The following is a 19,246-nucleotide window of genomic DNA, read 5'->3' on the forward strand; positions in this document are numbered from 1 at the left end:
GCGGGGCAACAGCCGATTGTAGCAGTTTCTATAACGCACGATTTTCATCCAGGAACATCCTTGCCTGCCGTCAAAAATGCGAGAATGGCCAGCTCAACCAATCGTCGGGGGATGCACGCATGGTAAAGATTTTGACGGCAATGACGGCAGCCCTGCTGCCGGCGGGCGCGGCGGCGGCGCCGGGCGCCGAACCGGCCCAGCAGCAGATACGGCTGGTGGTGGCCGACATTTCGCCACAGCGCATCGAGGCGCATGTGCGCAAGCTCGTGGGTTTCCAGACGCGCCACACGATGTCCGATACCGTGTCCGACACGCGCGGCATCGGCGCGGCCAGGCGCTGGATCAAGGCCGAGCTTGAGCGCTGTGGCGCGCAGGCGGGCGGACGGTTGCAGGTGGCGTTCGACAGTCATATCGCGCCCGTGTCAAAGCGCATTGCGCGGCCGACGGACATCGTCAACGTGGTCGCGACCTTGCCCGGCAGCCAGCCGCAGTCGGCCGGACGTATCTATGTCGTCAGCGGTCATTACGACTCGCGCGCCACCGATGTGATGGATGCGCAGAGCGACGCGCCCGGCGCCAACGATGACGCATCCGGTACGGCGGCCGTGATCGAGATGGCTTGCGCGATGGCGCGCTACCGCTTCGACGCCACGATCGTCTTCATGGCCGTGGCGGCCGAGGAACAGGGGTTGCTGGGTTCCGGCCATTGGGCGCAGCAGGCAAAATTGAAAAATCTCAACATCGCCGGCATGCTCAATAACGACATCATCGGCAGTTCGCGCGCGGAAGACGGCACGGTTGATGGCGGTCAGGTGCGCCTGTTTGCCGAGGGCATCCCGGCCGTGAAAGAGATGAGCGACGGCGTGCGCGCCCTGGTGGCGACGGGCGGCGAAAACGATTCGATTTCGCGCCAGCTGGCGCGCCATGTGAAACAGGTGGGCGAGCGCTATGTGCCCGGCTTTACGGTCAACGTCATCCAGCGCGCCGACCGCTACCTGCGCGGCGGCGACCATATGCCCTTCCTCGCGCAAGGGTACGCGGCGCTGCGTTTCACGGAACCGCACGAGGATTTTGCCCATCAGCATCAGGATGTGCGCGTGGAGAACGGCGTGCAGTACGGCGACTTGCCGCAATTCGTCGACTATGACTACGTGGCGAAAGTGGCGCGCGTGAATGCGGCGGCGCTCGCGTCACTGGCCCTGGCGCCGGCCGCGCCCGCCGGCGTGCAGGTGCGCACGGCCCAGCTGGAAAATGCCACCTCGCTGGTCTGGCAGCCGAATACGGAACCGGACCTGGCCGGCTACCGCATCGTCTGGCGCGCCACGACGGCCGACCAGTGGCAGGGCGCGCAGGACGTGGGCAATGTCACCGAGGCCAGGGTGAAGCTGTCGAAAGACAACTATTTCTTTGGCGTCCAGGCCATCGACCGCGACGGCAATGTCAGCGTGGCCACGTACCCCATGCCCTTGCGTTAGGAACCGTTGACGGGCTGGCGCGCAAGAAAGCCGTGAATCTGGGAAACGACGGCCGCGCCTTCACCAACGGCGGCGGCCACGCGCTTGGTGGAGCCGGCCCGCACGTCGCCGATGGCAAAAACGCCCGGCACGCTCGTTTCCAGCGCGGCCCGGTCCGGCAAGTCAGGTGGATACACAGGGTGGCCATGGGCGCGGCATTCTGCGCGCGTGACGTCGAAGCCCGTGCGGATAAAGCCCTGTTCGTCGACGGCCACGGCGCAGTCGTGCAGCCAGTCCGTGTTCGGATCGGCGCCAACAAACAGGAAGACGCGGCGCACGGCGCAATCGCACTCCTTGCCCGTCTGGTTGTTGCGCCAGCGCACCTCTGTCAAGCCATCGTCGTCGCCTTCGAGGGCGATGATTTCCGTGTGCGTATGCAAGATGATGTTGGGCGTGGCGGCGATGCGCTCGATCAGGTAGCTCGACATGCTGGCCGCCAGACCTTCGCCGCGGATCACCATGTGGACCTTGGCGGCGTGGCCGGACAGGAACACGGCCGCCTGGCCGGCCGAGTTGCCGCCGCCGACGAGGATGATTTCTTCCTGCCGGCACAGCTTGGCTTCGATGGGCGAGGCCCAGTAATATATGCCCCGTCCCTCATACGTTTTCAGGTTGGCCAGCGAGGGGCGGCGATAGCGCGCGCCGCACGACAGCACCACGGTGCGAGCGCGCACCTGCGTGCCGTCGCACAGATTGACGCGCAGGGGCCAGGTGTCGCACAGCAAGTTGGCGGCGCTGGCCGGCGTGGCGATCTCGACGCCGAACTTTTGCGCCTGCACGTAGGCGCGTCCCGCCAGCGCGCGGCCGGAGATGCCGGTGGGAAAACCCAGGTAATTTTCGATGCGCGCGCTGGCGCCCGCCTGGCCGCCGTACGCGCGCTGCTCGAGCGCCAACACGGTCAAGCCTTCGGATGCCGCATACACGGCCGTGGCCAGGCCGGCGGGTCCGGCGCCCACCACCAGCACGTCGAAAATCTTGTCGCCGGACAAATCGGGCAGCATGCCCAGGCAGCGTCCCAGTTCCGCATTGCCGGGATTTTTCATGATCTTGCCGTCAGGGCAGATGACCAGCGGCCATTCCTGCGGCGTGGGCTGGTAGCGCTCGGCCAGCGCGGCGGCGGCCGCATCCGTGGCTGGATCGAGCACCGTGTGCGGGTGGCCATTGCTCGACAGAAAACTTTGCAGGTGAAACAGATTGCCATTGCCGCGCGGTCCCACCAGCACGGGGCCGCCTGAATTCGATTCGATCAGCGCCACGCGGCGCAGGATCAGGGCGCGCACGATGCGTTCGCCCATTTCCGCTTCCGCGACGATCAGTGCGCGCAGGGATTCCGAACTGATGTCGAGCAATTCCACGTCACCGACGGCGCTGCCGTTGACGAGGGTGGGGCGGCCCGACAATTGCGCCACCTCGGCAATGAAGTGACCGATGCCCACTTCGCGCAGCACGGACGCCTGTCCCAGCACTTCATGGCGCTTGATGCTGACCCGTCCGGACAGTATGACCAGCATGCCGAAGCTGCTGCTGCCTGCCTCGAACAGCGTCTCGCCATCGGCAAAGTGATGACGCGTGCCATAGCGCTGCAAGCGCTGCAGTTCGAGCCCGTTGAAGACGGGCGAAATCTGGTGGCTGCGGCCGTGCAAGTCGAGCGTGGGGAACTGGACGGGATCGTCCTGCGTCGTTTCGGGAATGAATTCGGGTGTGCTGCTGGCCATGGCGAGTCCGTTCGGAGACTGAATAAGCAAATAACAAAAATAACTAATAGTGACGAGTCTAGCGCATGCGGCGCGCGCCTGCCGCAATATCCCTTGTGCACGCCCGGAAATGGCAGCGCGGCAGGCGCCATGCGGCCGGTGGCGGCGCAGCCGGACGCGCAAACGGGCCCCTATGCGGCCACCGATCAGCGATACGCGGGCCAGCATCTCATATTAGAATGGGTCTTTGTTGACTCCACTCAAACAGACACGATGGCTTACAAGACACTTGAAGATACGATAGGCAATACCCCGCTGGTGCAGCTGACGCGCTTGCCGGGCGCCGATGCGCTTGCGCGCAACAACGTCATCCTGGGCAAGCTGGAGGGCAATAATCCGGCGGGTTCCGTGAAGGACCGCGCGGCCATGTCCATGCTCAAGCGCGCTGAAGAGCGCGGCGTCATCAAGCCTGGCGATACCCTGATCGAGGCGACCAGCGGCAATACGGGCATCGCGCTGGCCATGGCCGCTGCCTTGCGCGGCTACAAGATGCTGCTCTTGATGCCCGACAACCTGAGCGTGGAGCGCCGCCAGAGCATGGCCGCCTACGGTGCCGATATCTTATTGACGCCGAGGACGGGCGGCATGGAATATGCGCGCGACCTGGCCGAACAGATGCAGAAGGATGGCCGCGGCGTGATCCTTGACCAGTTCGCCAACGAAGACAATTCGCGCGCCCACTATGAAAGCACGGGCCCGGAAATCTGGCGCGACACGGAAGGCCGGGTCACGCATTTCGTCAGCGCCATGGGCACGACGGGCACCATCATGGGTGTGTCGCGCTACTTGAAGGAACAGAATCCCGCGATCCAGATCATCGGCGCCCAGCCCGAGGAAGGTTCGCAGATTCCCGGCATCCGCAAGTGGCCGGAAGCGTACTTGCCGAAAATCTACGACAAGTCGCGCGTGGACCAGGTGGAATACGTGAGCCAGGGCGTGGCCGAGCGCATGGCGCGCAGCCTGGCGGCGGAAGAGGGTTTGTTCTGCGGCATCTCGGCAGCCGGCGCGTGCGAAATTGCGCTGCGCATTTCACAGACGGTGGAAAATGCGACCATCGTGTTTGTCGTGTGCGACCGCGGCGACCGCTATCTCTCGACCGGCGTGTTTCCTGCTTGATGCAGGACGCCCAACCAAACCTACTGCGCGGTGCGCTTTGCGGCCTGCGATGCTCACCGTACTAAAGTACGGTTGCGCTTCTTAGCCACAAATCACTGCCGCTCGCTACGGTTTTGTCGGGCGTCAATACAGCTTGGGAAATAAGGTAAGACGGGAAAATAATGTCGGCCAGAACGGCCTGAGAACTGCTGGAAATACCCCCTCCCCATGGCGGGGAGGGAAAACCTGCAAAACTGGCAGGATCAGCCTTGTGGCGTTTCGCCTTCTTTTGGCTTGAATTGCTTGTCGCTGATACGGAATTTGTTACGACGGTCACCCATCAGGTAACGCAGGTCGCGGATGCTCAGGTCGCTGACTTCGTGCATGCGGATCAGCAGCGATGCGCCGACCGGCAGGCGGTGGTGGCGGATTTTGCTGATGACCGGTGGCGCCACTTCCAGCGCGCGGGACAAGGCTGCGTCGTTTTTCAGGCGCAGGTTTTCGATCAGGGTATCGAGCAGTCTGTTTGGGTTGTACTGAAGCAGATCGTCGGAGTCCGAATCGCTGTTCATATCAATGCCGACTTGGTTTGTCATGATGTTATTGTTCCTTCTGTAGTTGCACTGCAAAGTAAAAAACACTCGGAGCTCGCTCTTGCTGCGTTCATGTTCATTCTTTACTAAAAGGAACGAATTCACACACGGTACGATCCGGGATACAGTTTTTCATGATATATACACAATTGTACAACAGGATTCAGTTTCAGGCTGGAAAGCCCGGTAATCTTGCGTGGTACAGAATGAGTGTTGTCTAGCTGCAACACCTATTTATTCTTTATTATGCTCTATGATAGAACAAAAATTGTACTTTGACAAAAGTTAAGTATAAAACCATTACTGCATTCCGTGCCGCACAAAGGCTGGCGAGCGAGGCTGGCACATGTTATCGGCCCTACCATAGACCTGTTTGCTGGTCGATTCAATATCCCTTACGCTTTCTTACAAGTAATATTATAACTTTACACTGACTTTCGGTTAGCGTGCGCGCACTTGACTGATGGCTTTGCCCAAATCAATCACGGACATGGCATAAAAATAACTTCTGTTGTACTGAGTTATAGCAAAGAAGTTATTGGTTGCCAAGTGATACTCAGTTGCTTCGGAACCATTTTGCAAGTCGATCAGGCCGAACAACATGTTCTGAGGCGTGGACGGGGCGGCTGTCACGCCGGCTTCCTGTAATTCTCCCAGCCGGTACTTGGCTTGCAAGCCCTGGCCGATGAATTTTTCCCACGCGCGGCTGGCCGAGACGGTGACGGGATAGGTGCTGACGGCCGGGTCATCGCGGCGCCAGCCGTGCTCGACGAGGAAGTGCGCGACGCTGCCGATGGCGTCGGATGTGGAATTGCGCAGGTCGATGTGGCTATCGCCATCGAAATCCACCGCATATTTCATGATGCTGCTCGGCATGAACTGTGGCAGGCCGATGGCGCCCGCATACGAGCCGAGCAGGGTCAAGGGATCGATGCCATCCTTGCGCGCGTACAGCAGCGCATTTTCCAGCTCCCCCTTGAAAAATTCCATGCGCGCGGCCCGGGTCGGGCTTTCCGGATAGGAAAACGCCAGGGTCGTCAGCGCGTCGAGCACGCGGAAGCGGCCCGTGTTGCGTCCATATACAGTTTCCACGCCGATGATGCCGACGATGATCTCGGCCGGCACGCCATATTCGCGTTCGGCGCGTGCCAGCGCTTCCGCGTTCTCTTCCCAGAATTTCACGCCCGCATTGATGCGCACCGGCTCGATGAAGCGGGCGCTGTACGCTTGCCAGTTCTTCGGCTTGCCGGGCGGCGCGGGCTTCATCAGTTGCACGGTCGACTCGACATAGCGGACCTTGCCGATCAGGGTGTTGAGTTCGGCGCGGTCAAAGCCGTGTTTGGCGGACATGTCGTCGAGGAAGGCGCGGACTTCTTTCCAGTTGGCATAGTCGACAAATTCGCCTTCGAAGTCGAATTTCGCCGGTGCCTTTTTTGCTGCTGCCTTGGCGAGCGGCGCCTTGGCCGCGCGCACGGCGCGGGCGCGGTCGGCAGCGGAAATATTGCTGTTTTCGCCGGCGTGCGCGGTGGCCAGGCACAGGGGGAGGGAGAGGAGCAGGGACAGGGCGGGGTATTTGATCGGTAACAAGGAGCGTCTCATCGGCATTGGGTTAACAGGCGGCGCAAGGTGCGCCGCGCGCGGAGTTGTTCGTCTGGGCTGGCATTACCATACTTCATCGCGGCATAGATTGCCAGAAACTGTGCGATGGCGGCATGCATCTCGGGCGTAGTCTTGCCCGCGGCCAACCGCGCAGCATAACCGTGCGGGCCTTCATGCGGCGCACGGCTGTAGCCGCGCCGCGCCTGCTGTCGGCAAAATTGCGCGTACAGGACATCGAGCGGATCGCCTTGCCGCGACTGCCGCCACCAGACCAGTGTACCTGCCACGGCGGACAGCAGGGCCAGCACGGCGCACGCGAGTGCCAGCTTTTTCGCCGGCAGGTTTTTCAAGCCATCGAGTATGGCGCGCTGGCGCTGCGGCGTGGTGTCGAGCACCCAGCTGCTCCAGGCGTGCTCGGCCTGCTGCCATTGCTGGCGCCACGCGGCAACCGCCCCTTGCGCGCCGCCATCGAGGCCGGCCAGGGCGCGCCACGCCGTCAGCGGCGACGGGGCCGGCGGCAAGGCGGCATCGAGATTGCGCTCTGTGCGCAGGGGCGCGACGGCGCTGGTGGGATCGATGCGCACCCAGCCCCGGCCCGCCAGCCACACTTCGCTCCAGGCATGGGCGTCGGACTGGCGCACGGCCAGGCTGTTGTCCGTACCGTTGCGCAAGCCGCCTTGGTAACCGGTGACGACGCGCGCGGGGATGCCCATGGCGCGCATCAGCACGACAAAGCTGCCCGCGTAATGTTCGCAAAAGCCCGCCTGCGTGCCAAACAGGAAGTCGTCGACGCCCTGCTTGCCCAGCAGCGGCGGCTGCAGGGTGTAGCGGAACGGTGCGCGGCGGAAGTGCTCAAGCACGGCGGCAATGGCGTTGGCCGGCGCCAGCGCCTGCGCGCCATGGCCGCGCAGGGCACGGGCCCAGGCCACGCTGCGCGGGTTGCTGCCAGCGGGCAAGGCCAGCCATGGCTGCTGCTGTTCTGGCGACAGGTTTGCCTGCAGCCGGTAGCGGAGCTGGGAACTGACGCGGTAACGCACGGTCGAAGTAATAGGCTGTATGGTCAGCACTTCCAGCGCGGACGACACGACGTACGGGTTGCCGGGCAGGCGTTCGATGCTGCGCGGCACATCGAGCGCGAAGATGCGCCGCTGGCCGCTCGCTTGCAAGCTGACTTCATAGCGGCTGGGCTGGCCTTCCAGCGCGATGTCTATCCGACTGTCGCTGGCAGGCGCGCGCCCCTTCGCGCCCCGCCGCGTCCAGGTGGCGCCGTCGAAGTCGCCCAGCACGACGCCGCGCCAATACAGCTGGTCTTGCGGCGGGAGCTGTGTGGAAAATCGCGCCGTGAAGACGGGTTCGCTTGACAGGGCCAGCGAGGCGATGGCGCCCGGCTGCATGCTGTCGGACAAGCCCGTGCGCGCTTGCGCGCCTTCCGGTGCCGTACCCCACAAGGGGCCGTCCACGCGCGGCAGGGCAAGAAACATCAGGGCCGACAGGGGGATGGCCAGCGCCAGCATGCGTCCCAGCAAGCCCAGCCTTTGCGTCAGGCGCGGCTGCACGGCGCCGTACTGGGCCGACAGCAGGGCGGCCAGCAGGACGACGACGGTGGCCAGCATCCAGGCGGCGCTGAGGATGTCTTGCGCATGGAAGAAGTTCGCCAGCAGGAGGAAAAAACTGAGGAAAACAAACACGAAGATGTCGCGCCGGCCATGCATTTCCAGCGACTTCAAGGCCAGCAGCAGGGCCAGCATGGCCACGCCGGGATCGCGTCCCAGCACGGTGCCATAGCTGGCGTAGACGCCGGCGATGCCCAGCAAGGCCAGCGGCGCTAGCACGGTCAGCTGCGGCTGGCGGCTGCCCCGCATGGTGATGACGGCGCGCCACAGCAGGAGCGCGGCAGCGGCGGCCGACAGCCACGGGGGCAGGTGCAGCACATGCGGCGCGAGCACCATAGCTGCGGCCAGCAACAGCAGCACAATGTCGGCCTTGTCACGCGGCAAGTTGCTCAGCCAGGTCTTCATGGCGTTGCCTGCGCTGGCGGAAAATCGTGCCGCAAATCGTGCGGCGAACCGTCTGGCGAACCGTGCAGGGCCAGTGCGCGCAGACAGGCGTCGCGGTGGTGGGCGCCCAAGGCTGGCGCCACAGTCAGCGCGCCCAGGCGCAAGCCATATGGGAGGCCCGTGCGTTCCGCCTGCAGCACCCAGGCGGCCAGGCGCGACAAACGCGCTTCCGGCGCCAGCGCGTGCAGGGCGGCATGCTCAAGCACGATGCTGCCATGGGCTGCGCCTGTTGGCGTGTCGGCGGCAGGCTGGAACTGCTTGCTGAATACATGCTCGCCGTCATGGCGGGCGATCTGGCGCCAGGCCAGGCGGTGCAAGGGATCGCCGGGCTGGTAGGCGCGCACGCCCGCCAGTTCCAGCGCGCCATCGGGCAAGTCTGGCGAATCTGGCGAGCCTGGCCTCTGTGCTTGCCGTACCGTACCGACAGGCAAGGGTAGCGGCGGCGCATTGTGTTCGGGCTGCGGATACACGAGCACGCGCGCTTCGGGCTGCCAGTGGCACCAGGCAAGGAACAGACCGAGCGGAAAACTGCCGGACAGGCGCACGGCCGGGGCAATCAGCCATCCCCGCTGCGGCGCGGCCACGACGATGTTGACGGCCGTTTCACCGTGGGCGGCGATGTCAGCCAGGCTGGGCGCTGCCGCCGAACCGCTTATGGCCACGTGGATCGCATGGCGCGGGCGCGCGCTGCGGTTGATCAGGCGCAAGGTGAACGTGGCGTGACTGCCCGCGAACACGGGCTTGCCCGGCGTGGCGGCCAGCGCCAGGCCCGCCAGATTGCGGCTGGCAAACAGCATGTCGGCAATGGTGCAGGCGGCCGCGAAATACGTGAGCGCATAGCCCAGGCCCAGGCGGTAATTGACGGCGGCGATCCACAGCGCCAGCAGCAGCGCGGCAAACGCCAGGCCCGCGCCCGAGGGACGGATGTGCACGCGCTGCGCGCCCAGCCAGGGGCGCGGCGGCAGCCATTGGATAGTACGCCAGCGCATGCCGGTCAGACGGGAATACTCAACAGCATGTGCTGCAGCAGGCTGCGGCTATCGGCGGACCCTTGCGCCGCATGCAGACGGTGGGCGCAGACGGGCAACAGCACGGCTTGCACATCGTCGGGCGTGACGTGGTCGCGTCCAGCCAACGCGGCCCAGGCGCGCGCCGCCTGCAGCAGGGCCAGCGCGGCGCGCGGGCTCAGGCCATCGGCAAACACGCCCGGCGCGCGCGTGGCATGCACGAGGGCCAGCACATAGTCGACGACGGCGACTGACGCGTGGATGGCGCGCAGGCCCGCTTGCGCCTGCAGCAATTCTTCCGCGTTCATTACTGCCGGCAAAGTTTGCAGCATGGCGCGGCGGTCGGCGCCCAGCAGCAGCGCCCGTTCCGCGGCCGCATCGGGATAGCCCAGGGTCACGCACATGAGAAAACGGTCGAGCTGCGATTCTGGCAAGGGGAAGGTGCCCAGCTGGTGCGCGCAGTTCTGCGTGGCGATGACGAAAAACGGTTGCGGCAGCGCGTGCGTGACGCCGTCGAGCGTCACTTGCCGCTCTTCCATCGCTTCGAGCAAGCCCGATTGCGTCTTCGGCGTGGTGCGGTTGATCTCGTCTGCCAGCAGCACTTGCGTGAACAGGGGGCCAGGATGAAACACGAAGCTGCCACTGCCCCGGTCATACACGCTCATGCCGGCCACGTCGGCGGGCAGCAGGTCGCTCGTGAATTGCTGGCGTTTCCATTGCAGTCCCAGCGAGATGGCCAGCGCGTGGGCCAAAGTCGTCTTGCCTACGCCGGGCACATCTTCGATCAGCAGGTGGCCGCCGGCCAGCACGCAGGCGAGGGTCTGGCGGATCTGCAGGTGTTTGCCGACGAGAACTTCGCCGATCTGCTGTGCGGCCTGGTGTATTTTCGAAAACATGCTATTTCTATCACAGTAAGACGGATTATTTAATTTACAATCGCTTTGGCCAGGTCAAGCCGTGCCGCCCGCCCGTGCCGTGCACGTGGTAGATTAGTGCAGTAGCGGCACAGACCGGCCAGTGATTTTATGCGAGAACGCGCAGGGCGAACAGGAATGCCATGCAGTGTTCCCGGAGAATGGACAGAGACAGAGGTAACCAGTACAGCGCATGAGCACAGCCATTTATACCCATCCCGATTGCCAGCGCCATGAAATGGGCGACTGGCACCCAGAATCGCCGGCCCGCTTGCAGGCCATCAATGACCAATTGATACTCGCGCACATCAGCGACCTGGTCGAGCACCGCGACGGCGTGCGTGCGCAATTGTCCGATATCGAGCGCAACCACAGCGCCACGGCCATCGGCCTCGTGCGCGACAATGTGCCGCAGGAGGGCGACTATTATCCGCTCGACGGCGACACCCTGCTCAACGCGCACAGCTACGAGGCGGCGCTGGCCGCCGCCGGCTCGGCCGTGGCAGCCACGGACGCCGTCATCGATGGCGAGATCAGCAACGCCTTTTGCGCGATCCGCCCGCCCGGCCACCATGCGCGGCCCAGCGAACCGATGGGTTTTTGCCTGTTCAATAATGTCGCCATCGCCGCCAAGCATGCGCTCGACGTGCGGGGGCTCGAACGGGTCGCCATCGTCGACTTCGACGTGCACCATGGCAATGGCACGGCCGAGTCCGTGGCAAATGATCCGCGCATCCTGATGGTGAGCTTTTTCCAGCACCCGTTTTATCCGTACAGCGACGTGGAATCGTATACGGACACGCGCGTCAACGTGCCTGTGCCGGCCCGCTCGAAGGGCGACGCCGTGCGCCAGCTGGTGCTCGACCACTGGCTGCCGGCGCTGCACCGCCAGCAGCCGCAGATGATTTTCATCTCCGCCGGTTTCGATGCCCACCGCGAAGACGATGTGGGCGGCATGGGCCTGGTGGAGGCCGACTATACGTGGATGACGCAGCAGATGATGGTCGTGGCCAGCCAGTATGGCAAAGGCCGTATCGTCAGTTGTCTCGAAGGGGGCTACAACCTGTCGTCCTTGGGCCGCAGCGTGGCGGCGCACGTGAAGGCGCTGGCGGAACTGTAAGGGCCCCGCGCGCTACAGCAAGGTGGGGCGGCTGCCGGAATGCGTGTGGCGGTGCGTCTGGTAGTCGAGCGCGTCGCCGGCCATGAAGCGGTGCCAGGCTTGCGTGTAGACGAGCGATGATTTATCCGCATCAAAACTGTCGAGTTGCAACATGTCGCGGTGGTGCTTGATTTCATTAACCAGTTGGTCATACAGCATTTGCAAGCCATAGCTGTCGGCGCTCTGGCGTTTCAGGCGCTCTTCCAGCTGCGCCACTTGCTGCTGCAACTGCCGGCATTCCTTCTTCCAGTCATTGCGCGGCACGCGCTCGGGCGCCTTGCCAGTGTGTTCCATCATCATATCGAGCTATTCCCCATCGCCTATCTCCCTGCATCTGGCGGGAGCCAGCGTGGAAAATTATTGCTTTTCATTTAAGAGGCGATATTAGAGCACACTTTTTTATTACTCTCAGTAAATAAAAGAATCCTTGTGGAAATACTTGATATGGTTTCCAGCGCGCGTATCACTGGCGCAGTGCCCCTGCGGGCGCGGCTTGCGCCATGTTGCCGTCATCGGCATACGTGAGGGTCAGCAGGGTGTTGTCGTCCCAGCTCTGGTCGTGCAGCGGCGGCACGTAGCGCTGGCGGTCTTCCGTGATGCGGACGTCCAGTGTACGCTCGCCCGAGCGCGCCTGCACGGCAAGCAGCTTGCGGAACACGGGATACGGCACGTGGATCAGCGACGAGTGGCACGGGCCGCCGGCCATGCGGAACAGGTTGCGCCGGACGAAGGACAGCTGGTCCTGCTCGACGGCCCAGCGTATTTCGCATTCCAGGCGCAAGTCGCCCAGGCGGCGCACGTTCGCGGGCAGACCCGGCGTATGGATGTCGGCGCGCCAGCGCAGGGTGTCGCGCTTCTTGTTACTGATCAGGTCGGCATTCGCGTCGTAGGCGGTCTTGTCGCGCGTCAAGGTGAAGCCGCCGTCCGCCGCCAGCGGTACGGGGATCGACAGATTGTCGGCCGACAGGTGCAGGGTCACGCCATCGAGTCTGGCCTTCGGCGTGGCGGGGATCAGCATGAAGCGCAGCGGCGCGCCCGGCGCCAGGCGCTGGTGGTCGGCATACGCGTCAAGTCCCTTGAGCATGGTGCGGTAGGGGCGCAGGTCGGGATCGCGTGTGCCTTGCACATCGACAATCTGCTGCATTTCCTGCTGCACTGCATCGCCCGGCGCCGCCGCTTGTTCCTGGGCCATGGCGGGCAAGAGGCAGGCGCAAAGGGGGGCGAGGAGGAAAAAACGGGGAAGATGCATGGAATGCGTGCCAGGTAGAACTTGCAATGGGGAAACCGGCCAGGCTGGACGGACTGCGGATCTTATCATTCGAGTAACTGCCAAATTATCACCAATTGTCTCGTTCGCGTCGCACGGCTGGCGTTGGCGGTGGAAAATGGGACGTCGTGGCGGCAACCACGTAAAATAGCGGATTGACTGAACGATTTTGAAAGCAAGAGCATGGCGATACAATGGTACCCAGGACACATGAACGCGGCCCGCAAGAAAGCGGCCGAAACCATGGAAAACACCGATCTGGTGATTGAAGTGGTGGACGCGCGCCTGCCGGCAGCCAGCTGCAATCCCATGGTGGACGAGCTGCGCCTGTTCCGCCAGCGCCCTTGCCTGAAAATCCTCAACAAGACCGACCTGGCCGACCCTGCCGCGACAGCCGCCTGGGTCGCGTATTTCAATGCCCAGGAAGGCGTGACCGCGTATGCGATGACGACCAAGAAGCCGGGCGACGTGGCGCGCATTCCGGACCTGGCCAAGTCGCTGGCGCCGCACCGCGGTGTGCCGACGAAGCCGCTGCGCATCATGATCATGGGCATCCCCAACGTGGGCAAGTCGACCCTGATGAACGCGCTGCTGAAAAAGCGCGTGGCCAAGGTGGGCGATGAGCCGGCCGTGACGAAGATGCAGCAAAAGCTGTATCTGGACAAGAATACCATCCTCGTCGACACGCCCGGCATGCTGTGGCCGAAGATCGCCATCCCCAGCGATGGCCTGATGCTGGCCGCCAGCCACGCCATCGGCTCGAACGCGCTGATCGAAGAGGAAGTGGCCGTCTTCCTGGCCGAGGAGTTGCTCAAGCGCTACCCTGACTTGCTGGCAACCCGCTACGGCACCAAGGTCGGTGAAGTCGATGCCATCGGCGTGGTCGAAGGCATCGCCGCCAAGCGCGGCTTCCGCATCAAGGGCGGCGACTACGATTTCGAGAAAGCGTCGCACACCTTGCTGCTCGATTACCGCAGCGGCATCCTGGGACGCATCTCGCTGGAAACGCCGGACACGCGCGCCGCCCTGATGGCCCAGCACGCGGCCGAGATGGCGGAAAAAGCGGCCAAGGCGGCCGAGATCGCTGCCGAGAAGGCGAAGAATGCGGCGCGCGGCAAGCGCGGTACGTAATGAACTAAAAGACGCTTGTTAGCGGCTTTTTTAAATTCTGGGCTCAGACCCCCGGTGACGTTGGCGCTGAACCAGCCGTTAGCGGTGTCGAGGGACTCGGCGTCCCCGTCTGACCCCGGCTCGTTGCTAATTTCCGCCAGTCGCTCCAAACCTAAAACTGGTCACCGCCAGCGCCCCAAAAAAATCCTCCTCGTGATACGCCACGTGCGCCGCTTCCTGCTCGGCGGCGCCGAGCGCCACCATCAGCGGCAGCAGATGGTCTTCCTGCGGATGGGCCTGGCGTGCGCCCGGTGCCTGGTCCCAGGCCAGCAGCTGATCCAATCTCTGTTCCGGCGGCAAGGCCATCGTCTGGCGCAGCCAGGCGTCGAACTGGTGCGAGGCGACGGCGCCCGTCTGGCCGAACTGGCGCAGGTTATGGTAAGACAGGCCGCTGCCCAGTATCAGCACGTCCTGGCGGCGCAGGCTGGCCAGCGCCCGGCCCACCTCGATGTGGGTGAGTGGGTCGTAGCCGTGTTTCAGCGACAGCTGCACCAGCGGCACGTCCGCCTGCGGGTAGATGGGAAACAGGGCGCTGAAGGTGCCATGGTCGAAACCGCGCTCGTGGTCCAGGCGCGCCGGATGGCCCGCTGCGTCCAGCAACTGTTTCACCTGCGCCGCCAGTTCCGGCGCGCCCGGTGCCGGGTACTGGATTTGATAGGTGTGCGGCGGAAAGCCCGAATAGTCGTAGATCATGCCCGGCCGGGGGCTGGCCGAGACGAGAAATTGCGGTCCTTCCCAGTGTGCCGTGACGACCAGCACGGCTTTCGGATGCGCGCCGATCTGGCGCGGGATATCCTGCAGCGACGCTTCGAGCACGTCGTAGCGGCCGCCGAACTGGTCTTTCATGAACGGCCAGGGGCCGCCGCCGTGCGACAGGAAATAAGTGGGGAAGGTGTGCTCTTGCATGGCGGCTCCGTAGTGGAATGGCTGATGCTATCGATGATAGTCATGCCCAGCCAGTTGATCAAGATCGCCATTATTGATATATCATTTCCATTTTGTTGATGATCGGGCAGTCATGGATACCTTGCGCAGCATGCGCGTGTTTCGCGCCGTGGTGGAGCTGGACAGTTTCGTGCGCGCCAGCGAGCGCCTCGATCTGTCGCCGGCCATGGTCAGCAAGCACGTGATGCACCTCGAGCGCCACCTGGGCGCGCGCCTGCTGAACCGCAGCAGCCGCCACCTGAGCCTGACGGAAATCGGCAAGGTGTATTTTGAACAGTGCCGCGACATGCTCGACAACCTCGACGAGGTGGAAGCGACGGTCGGCCGCACGACCGTGGTGCCGCGTGGCATGCTGCGCCTGAGCGCGCCCGTCTGGTTCGCCAACGCCATCTTTACGCGCACCCTCGTGGCCTACCGCGAGCGCTTTCCGGAAGTGACGTTCGACATCGACTTGAGCGGAAGAGTCGTCAATCTGGTGGAAGAGGGCTTCGACCTGGCCCTGCGCGTGAGCCAGGCGCCATCGCCAGCCCTGATCGCCCGGCCCATCGGCAGCATCGCCTTTCACCTGGTGGCCGCGCCCGCCTACCTGGCGCGCGCGGGCCAGCCGCAGCTGCCGCAAGACCTGGCACAGCACGCCATGATCAGCTATTCGCTGCTATCGAACGGCAACGAATTGACGTTCGATGGCCCGCAGGGACGCGAGACGGTGAAATTCTCGCCCGTCCTGCAATGCAATAACGAAAGCCTGCTGCACGCGGCCGCGCTTGACGGCATGGGCATCGCCCTGCTGCCATCGTGGCAGACGGATACGGACCTGGCGGCGGGGCGGCTGGTGCGCCTGTTCGACGCTTATCAGCTGGCGGGCGGCAGCGTATATGCCGTCTACACGAGCCGCCGCTACCTGTCCTCGAAAGTGCGCACCTTCATCGACTTCCTCGCCGATGAAGGGCGCCTGGGGGCTTGATTACGCAAGCGAGCGCTTGACGCCGATCAGCGCGAACAGGCGCGCGCTGCGCATCCACGCCAGCACCAGCACCGCCAGCTGCGTTGCCAGCAAGCCGGCCACGATGGCCAGCGGGCCCGGGCCGGCCAGGTTCAGGCGCGCCACGCCCAGCAGCGCATACAGGGCCAGTCCCAGCACGGTGATGGCGAGGTAGATGGCCAGGCAGGCCAGCGGACGCCGGCGCAGCATGCCGAGGCCCCGCCACCACGCCTTGACGGCCGACGTGCGGCGCCGGTCGATGGCCAGTGCCGCGCGGCCCGCATCGAGCGTGGCGCAGGCCAGCAGGAACAGCACGCCCGCGAACAGCAAGGCCAGGTGACGGGCCAGGTCGGCGTCCGCTTCCAGGATGGCTGTCGCCGCGTGTTTGTCGGCCAGTTTCAGCGCACCGGCGCCGATTATCAGCGCCAGGCCCAGCGGCACGATGCTCCACAACAGCATGCGCAGCATGCGGCCGTATGCGCTGAAGGCGCCCGTCAGCAGCGCGCCGAAGCCCAGTGGCGCCGGCGCGCGCGCGGCCGTCACCACCAGGCCGCTCAGCAGCGGCGACAGCAGCAGGGTCAAGACGACGCCGGCGATGGCGGCCTGGCTGATGGCGGCGCCATTGCGGCTGGCATTGGCTGCCAGGTCGGCGAGGGTCATCAGGTCGAGCTGCTGCGCCAGGGCCGCCGCATGCACGGCCTGATCGAGGCTGGCGCTCAAGGTGCGCCAGAGGGGGATGACGGCAACGATGGTGGGGATCAGCAGCAGGCCGGCCCACAGCAGCAGCAAGCGCCATTGCAGGGCGGCGCGGCTGGCGCGCGTGGTCAGTGCCAGGCCGCTGGCCCGTGTCGTGGAAGTGGCGCTCATACGGTGGCAATCAGGGAAAAGAGGTATTGGAAGGCGGCGGCGAGGTCGAAGCTCCAGCGCCGCGCGGCGGACTTGTCGGCTTTCAGGGTGCGGCTGTCATCGAGCTTGTTGACGTCGAGGTAGTGCACGCGGTCGGGGTCCAGTTCGGCCGAGACGGCCTTCACGGGCTTGCTCCAGGTGTAGCGCTGCCACAGCTGGTCGTTGTCCCACACCACGCGTTCGGAGGTGCCGTCGGCGAACTTCACCAGCAGCACTTGCGGCACGGGCGCGCCGCGGCGGCGCAGCACCACGCTGGTCAGATACGGATACGGACCCGTGCCGGGCTTGGCGTCCGGGTGCGCCTTGTCCCACGCTTCGCGCACCTTGTCCTCTTCTTGTTCCAGCGCCTCGGACGTGCGTTCCACGCGCTTGCCGTTCACCAGCGCCAGGCCGGCCAGCGGCGTCTGCTCGTCGCTGGTGAAGCTGCCGATGCGGTCGTCGATATTCGCGCTGGCATACACTTGCTGCGCGAAGACCTGTTCCACGATGCGCCGCTGGCCCGTCGCTTCGGCCAGTGCTTCGCGCAAGTCGGCCACGCTCGGGTGGCGGAATTTCCACTGTTCATAGTAGGCCTTGAAACCCCGTTCCATGGCCTCGCTGCCGATGCGCGCTTCCAGGTCGCGCAGGGTGGTGGCCGTGCGGCTGTACACGGGTCCCACGCCCTGCAGGCGGTCCCACGCGTTCTGGCCCAACGGGTCGGCCGCATCCTGGCGCGGTGCGGCCGTGCGCTCGAATTCGAAGACCTTGAAGGCGGGAGCGAAGCCGAGGCGCTTGAGCAGGGGCGTGGTGGCGTGGATATCCTGGCCGCGCGCGCGCAGCATGCGCTGGTCCCAGTACTCGTTCAAGCCTTCGTCGAGGATAGGTTCCTCGAACTCGTTCGAAGCCAGGATGCCGTAGAAATAGCCATGGCCGAATTCATGGATGGTGACGAAATCGAGGCCGAATTCGGCCGCCGTCTTCGGCTGCAGGCCGGCGTAGCCCGAGGCCGTGAAGAAGGTCGGGTATTCCATGCCGCCCGCTTCGGCCGCGTTAAACGGCGGAATCACCACCGTCAGGGTCTTGTACGGATACGGACCCAGGGTGCGCGAAAAATACGTGAGTGTATCCTTGGCCGCCTGCAGCGCGGGCGCCGCGTTCGACGCGTACTCGGGCGGGTACAGCACCTTGATGGCCACGGGCGGGCTGCCAGGGCCGCTCCAGCTGCCCAGCAGCGGCTGCGCGCTGCGCTTGTCGGCCGTCCAGGCGAAATCGTGCACGTCGCCCTGCACGTAGTGATGCGTCAGCATGCCGTTCTTTTCCTGCGGCGCGCCCTGCAGCTCGCCCGTGGCGCCCACCGTGTATTCCTTGGGCACGGTCAGCTTCACGTCGTAGTGGCCGAAGTCGGCGTAGAACTCCGAGTTCAGGTGGAATTCATGCGCGTTCCAGCGCGGCGCCGTGGCGCCCCGTTCGCCGGGCAGTTCCAGCACGGCGATCTTGGGGAACCACTGGCCCACCAGGTGGAAGCTGCCGAAATAGCCGGTGCGCGCGATGACGCGCGGCAGCTGGTCGAAGAAGCGGATGTCGAGCGTCGTCTCGGCGCCCGGCGCGACGGCCTGCGGCAAGTCGACGCGCACCACCGTGCGGTCGGTGGCCGGGCCGTTGTCGGGCTGGACGAAATGCCAGGGCGCCCTGGCGCCGTTCTGCGTCATGCTGCGCAGTTCGATGTAGCCCCACTCGCCGTCGCGCGTGTCGACGCCCGAGCGGAAGCCCGTGTCGAGCTTGCGCTTCTCGGTGAAGAAGGTCGAATGCTCGCCTTCGAACGCGTTCAGGTACAGGTGCAGGTAGACGCTGCTGACGGCTTGCGCGCTGCGGTTGCGCCAGCGCAGTTTCTGCTGGCCGTCTATCGTGTGCTTGACGGGATCGAGCGTCGCTTCGATCTGGTAGTCGACCACGCGGTCCGACAGGGTCGCTTGCGTACCCGTGCGCGCGCCGCCCCAGGCGTTGCTGGCGCTGGGCGTGGTGACGGCCGACGCATGCGGCGAAGCGAGGGCGATGCCGTCGGCCGATGGCGCCAGCGGCAGGGGCGCGCTGGCGGGCTTGCCCTGTTCCGGCTGGGCGAACAGGTCGGCTTGCAGGGCCAGGCCGGCCAGCAGCAGGGCGGCGATGGAAAGGGCTTTGAACTTGCCCGGGATGAGGGAAATGCGGCGGCGCGTTGTGCTACGACTTTCCATGCGTGACTCCCACAGTGACTTCTGATTGATGATCTTCAAATGCAGTCGGCTGCGCCCAGGATCGCCGGGCGTTC

16 protein-coding genes are annotated in these 19,246 nt (G+C 64.6%); 5 read left to right on the forward strand and 11 right to left on the reverse strand.

The features are described from left to right. Positions 1-119: 119 nt before the first annotated feature. A complete protein-coding gene (locus AC4BCN_RS08095; protein ID WP_490492985.1) occupies positions 120-1,475 on the forward strand; it encodes a M20/M25/M40 family metallo-hydrolase in 1,356 nt (451 codons plus the stop codon). Here the strand turns inward: AC4BCN_RS08095 and AC4BCN_RS08100 are convergent. Further along, positions 1,472-3,229, reverse strand: a complete 1,758-nt coding sequence (locus AC4BCN_RS08100; protein WP_490492986.1) for an FAD-dependent oxidoreductase — start codon at positions 3,227-3,229, stop codon at positions 1,472-1,474. The two genes, AC4BCN_RS08095 and AC4BCN_RS08100, sit on opposite strands and share 4 nt — an antisense overlap. A gap of 252 nt (positions 3,230-3,481) precedes the next feature. On the opposite strand from AC4BCN_RS08100, the gene cysM reads away from it, so the two are divergent. After that, positions 3,482-4,384 carry a cysteine synthase CysM gene (gene cysM, locus AC4BCN_RS08105; protein WP_128140242.1) on the forward strand — a complete coding sequence of 301 codons (903 nt, stop codon included), beginning with the start codon at positions 3,482-3,484 and terminating at the stop codon, positions 4,382-4,384. A gap of 242 nt (positions 4,385-4,626) precedes the next feature. Here cysM and AC4BCN_RS08110 read toward each other — a convergent pair whose 3' ends face one another. The 5 genes from AC4BCN_RS08110 to AC4BCN_RS08130 all read right to left on the reverse strand — a co-directional run bounded on the left by AC4BCN_RS08110 (position 4,627) and on the right by AC4BCN_RS08130 (position 10,515). After that, positions 4,627-4,959 carry a hypothetical protein gene (locus tag AC4BCN_RS08110; RefSeq protein WP_034751784.1) on the reverse strand — a complete coding sequence of 111 codons (333 nt, stop codon included), beginning with the start codon at positions 4,957-4,959 and terminating at the stop codon, positions 4,627-4,629. A gap of 438 nt (positions 4,960-5,397) precedes the next feature. Continuing rightward, entirely contained in the window at positions 5,398-6,561 is a 1,164-nt protein-coding gene (gene mltB / locus AC4BCN_RS08115; RefSeq protein ID WP_490492987.1) for a lytic murein transglycosylase B, read from the reverse strand. Continuing rightward, complete coding sequence (locus AC4BCN_RS08120) at positions 6,552-8,573, reverse strand: transglutaminase TgpA family protein (protein ID WP_490492988.1); 2,022 nt, start codon at positions 8,571-8,573, stop codon at positions 6,552-6,554. The genes mltB and AC4BCN_RS08120 overlap by 10 nt, the downstream gene beginning before the upstream one ends. Continuing rightward, complete coding sequence (locus AC4BCN_RS08125; protein ID WP_490492990.1) at positions 8,570-9,601, reverse strand: DUF58 domain-containing protein; 1,032 nt, start codon at positions 9,599-9,601, stop codon at positions 8,570-8,572. The genes AC4BCN_RS08120 and AC4BCN_RS08125 overlap by 4 nt, the downstream gene beginning before the upstream one ends. Before the next feature lie 5 nt (positions 9,602-9,606). After that, positions 9,607-10,515, reverse strand: coding sequence for an AAA family ATPase (locus AC4BCN_RS08130; RefSeq protein WP_490492991.1), 909 nt, complete (start codon positions 10,513-10,515; stop codon positions 9,607-9,609). Positions 10,516-10,726: 211 nt separating this feature from the next. Between AC4BCN_RS08130 and AC4BCN_RS08135 the strand changes: the two genes are divergently transcribed. Continuing rightward, entirely contained in the window at positions 10,727-11,653 is a 927-nt protein-coding gene (locus tag AC4BCN_RS08135) for a histone deacetylase family protein (RefSeq protein ID WP_128140238.1), read from the forward strand. A gap of 12 nt (positions 11,654-11,665) precedes the next feature. Here AC4BCN_RS08135 and AC4BCN_RS08140 read toward each other — a convergent pair whose 3' ends face one another. Both AC4BCN_RS08140 and AC4BCN_RS08145 read right to left on the reverse strand, forming a co-directional pair. Next, on the reverse strand, positions 11,666-11,992 hold the full coding sequence (locus AC4BCN_RS08140; RefSeq protein WP_128140237.1) for a hypothetical protein: 327 nt from the start codon (positions 11,990-11,992) through the stop codon (positions 11,666-11,668). A 163-nt stretch (positions 11,993-12,155) separates the two neighbouring features. After that, complete coding sequence (locus AC4BCN_RS08145; RefSeq protein WP_485882112.1) at positions 12,156-12,941, reverse strand: hypothetical protein; 786 nt, start codon at positions 12,939-12,941, stop codon at positions 12,156-12,158. Between the two features lie 201 nt (positions 12,942-13,142). Between AC4BCN_RS08145 and ylqF the strand changes: the two genes are divergently transcribed. After that, on the forward strand, positions 13,143-14,090 hold the full coding sequence (gene ylqF / locus AC4BCN_RS08150) for a ribosome biogenesis GTPase YlqF (RefSeq protein ID WP_128140235.1): 948 nt from the start codon (positions 13,143-13,145) through the stop codon (positions 14,088-14,090). A 126-nt stretch (positions 14,091-14,216) separates the two neighbouring features. Here ylqF and AC4BCN_RS08155 read toward each other — a convergent pair whose 3' ends face one another. Continuing rightward, positions 14,217-15,035: a DODA-type extradiol aromatic ring-opening family dioxygenase gene (locus AC4BCN_RS08155; protein WP_490492993.1), complete on the reverse strand. Its 819-nt coding sequence runs from the start codon at positions 15,033-15,035 to the stop codon at positions 14,217-14,219. A 112-nt stretch (positions 15,036-15,147) separates the two neighbouring features. Between AC4BCN_RS08155 and AC4BCN_RS08160 the strand changes: the two genes are divergently transcribed. Beyond that, entirely contained in the window at positions 15,148-16,038 is an 891-nt protein-coding gene (locus AC4BCN_RS08160; RefSeq protein WP_490492994.1) for a LysR family transcriptional regulator, read from the forward strand. Here AC4BCN_RS08160 and AC4BCN_RS08165 read toward each other — a convergent pair whose 3' ends face one another. Both AC4BCN_RS08165 and AC4BCN_RS08170 read right to left on the reverse strand, forming a co-directional pair. After that, positions 16,039-16,923 (reverse strand): hypothetical protein, encoded by an 885-nt coding sequence (locus AC4BCN_RS08165; protein WP_456148827.1) that lies wholly within the window; start codon positions 16,921-16,923, stop codon positions 16,039-16,041. Then, positions 16,920-19,172 carry a M1 family metallopeptidase gene (locus AC4BCN_RS08170; protein WP_490492995.1) on the reverse strand — a complete coding sequence of 751 codons (2,253 nt, stop codon included), beginning with the start codon at positions 19,170-19,172 and terminating at the stop codon, positions 16,920-16,922. Before AC4BCN_RS08170 ends, AC4BCN_RS08165 begins: the two co-directional genes overlap by 4 nt. Positions 19,173-19,246 lie beyond the last annotated feature (74 nt).

This window comes from Janthinobacterium sp. Bl 1 (genome assembly GCF_058215535.1).

Bases quoted from the DNA above. Each gene is read 5' to 3' on its own strand.
- AC4BCN_RS08095 (WP_490492985.1), top strand. From the start codon at position 120: ATGGTAAAGATTTTGACGGCAATGACGGCAGCCCTGCTGCCGGCGGGC.
- AC4BCN_RS08100 (WP_490492986.1), bottom strand. From the start codon at position 3,229: ATGGCCAGCAGCACACCCGAATTCATTCCCGAAACGACGCAGGACGAT.
- cysM (WP_128140242.1), top strand. From the start codon at position 3,482: ATGGCTTACAAGACACTTGAAGATACGATAGGCAATACCCCGCTGGTG.
- AC4BCN_RS08110 (WP_034751784.1), bottom strand. From the start codon at position 4,959: ATGACAAACCAAGTCGGCATTGATATGAACAGCGATTCGGACTCCGAC.
- mltB (WP_490492987.1), bottom strand. From the start codon at position 6,561: ATGCCGATGAGACGCTCCTTGTTACCGATCAAATACCCCGCCCTGTCC.
- AC4BCN_RS08120 (WP_490492988.1), bottom strand. From the start codon at position 8,573: ATGAAGACCTGGCTGAGCAACTTGCCGCGTGACAAGGCCGACATTGTG.
- AC4BCN_RS08125 (WP_490492990.1), bottom strand. From the start codon at position 9,601: ATGCGCTGGCGTACTATCCAATGGCTGCCGCCGCGCCCCTGGCTGGGC.
- AC4BCN_RS08130 (WP_490492991.1), bottom strand. From the start codon at position 10,515: ATGTTTTCGAAAATACACCAGGCCGCACAGCAGATCGGCGAAGTTCTC.
- AC4BCN_RS08135 (WP_128140238.1), top strand. From the start codon at position 10,727: ATGAGCACAGCCATTTATACCCATCCCGATTGCCAGCGCCATGAAATG.
- AC4BCN_RS08140 (WP_128140237.1), bottom strand. From the start codon at position 11,992: ATGATGATGGAACACACTGGCAAGGCGCCCGAGCGCGTGCCGCGCAAT.
- AC4BCN_RS08145 (WP_485882112.1), bottom strand. From the start codon at position 12,941: ATGCATCTTCCCCGTTTTTTCCTCCTCGCCCCCCTTTGCGCCTGCCTC.
- ylqF (WP_128140235.1), top strand. From the start codon at position 13,143: ATGGCGATACAATGGTACCCAGGACACATGAACGCGGCCCGCAAGAAA.
- AC4BCN_RS08155 (WP_490492993.1), bottom strand. From the start codon at position 15,035: ATGCAAGAGCACACCTTCCCCACTTATTTCCTGTCGCACGGCGGCGGC.
- AC4BCN_RS08160 (WP_490492994.1), top strand. From the start codon at position 15,148: ATGGATACCTTGCGCAGCATGCGCGTGTTTCGCGCCGTGGTGGAGCTG.
- AC4BCN_RS08165 (WP_456148827.1), bottom strand. From the start codon at position 16,923: ATGAGCGCCACTTCCACGACACGGGCCAGCGGCCTGGCACTGACCACG.
- AC4BCN_RS08170 (WP_490492995.1), bottom strand. From the start codon at position 19,172: ATGGAAAGTCGTAGCACAACGCGCCGCCGCATTTCCCTCATCCCGGGC.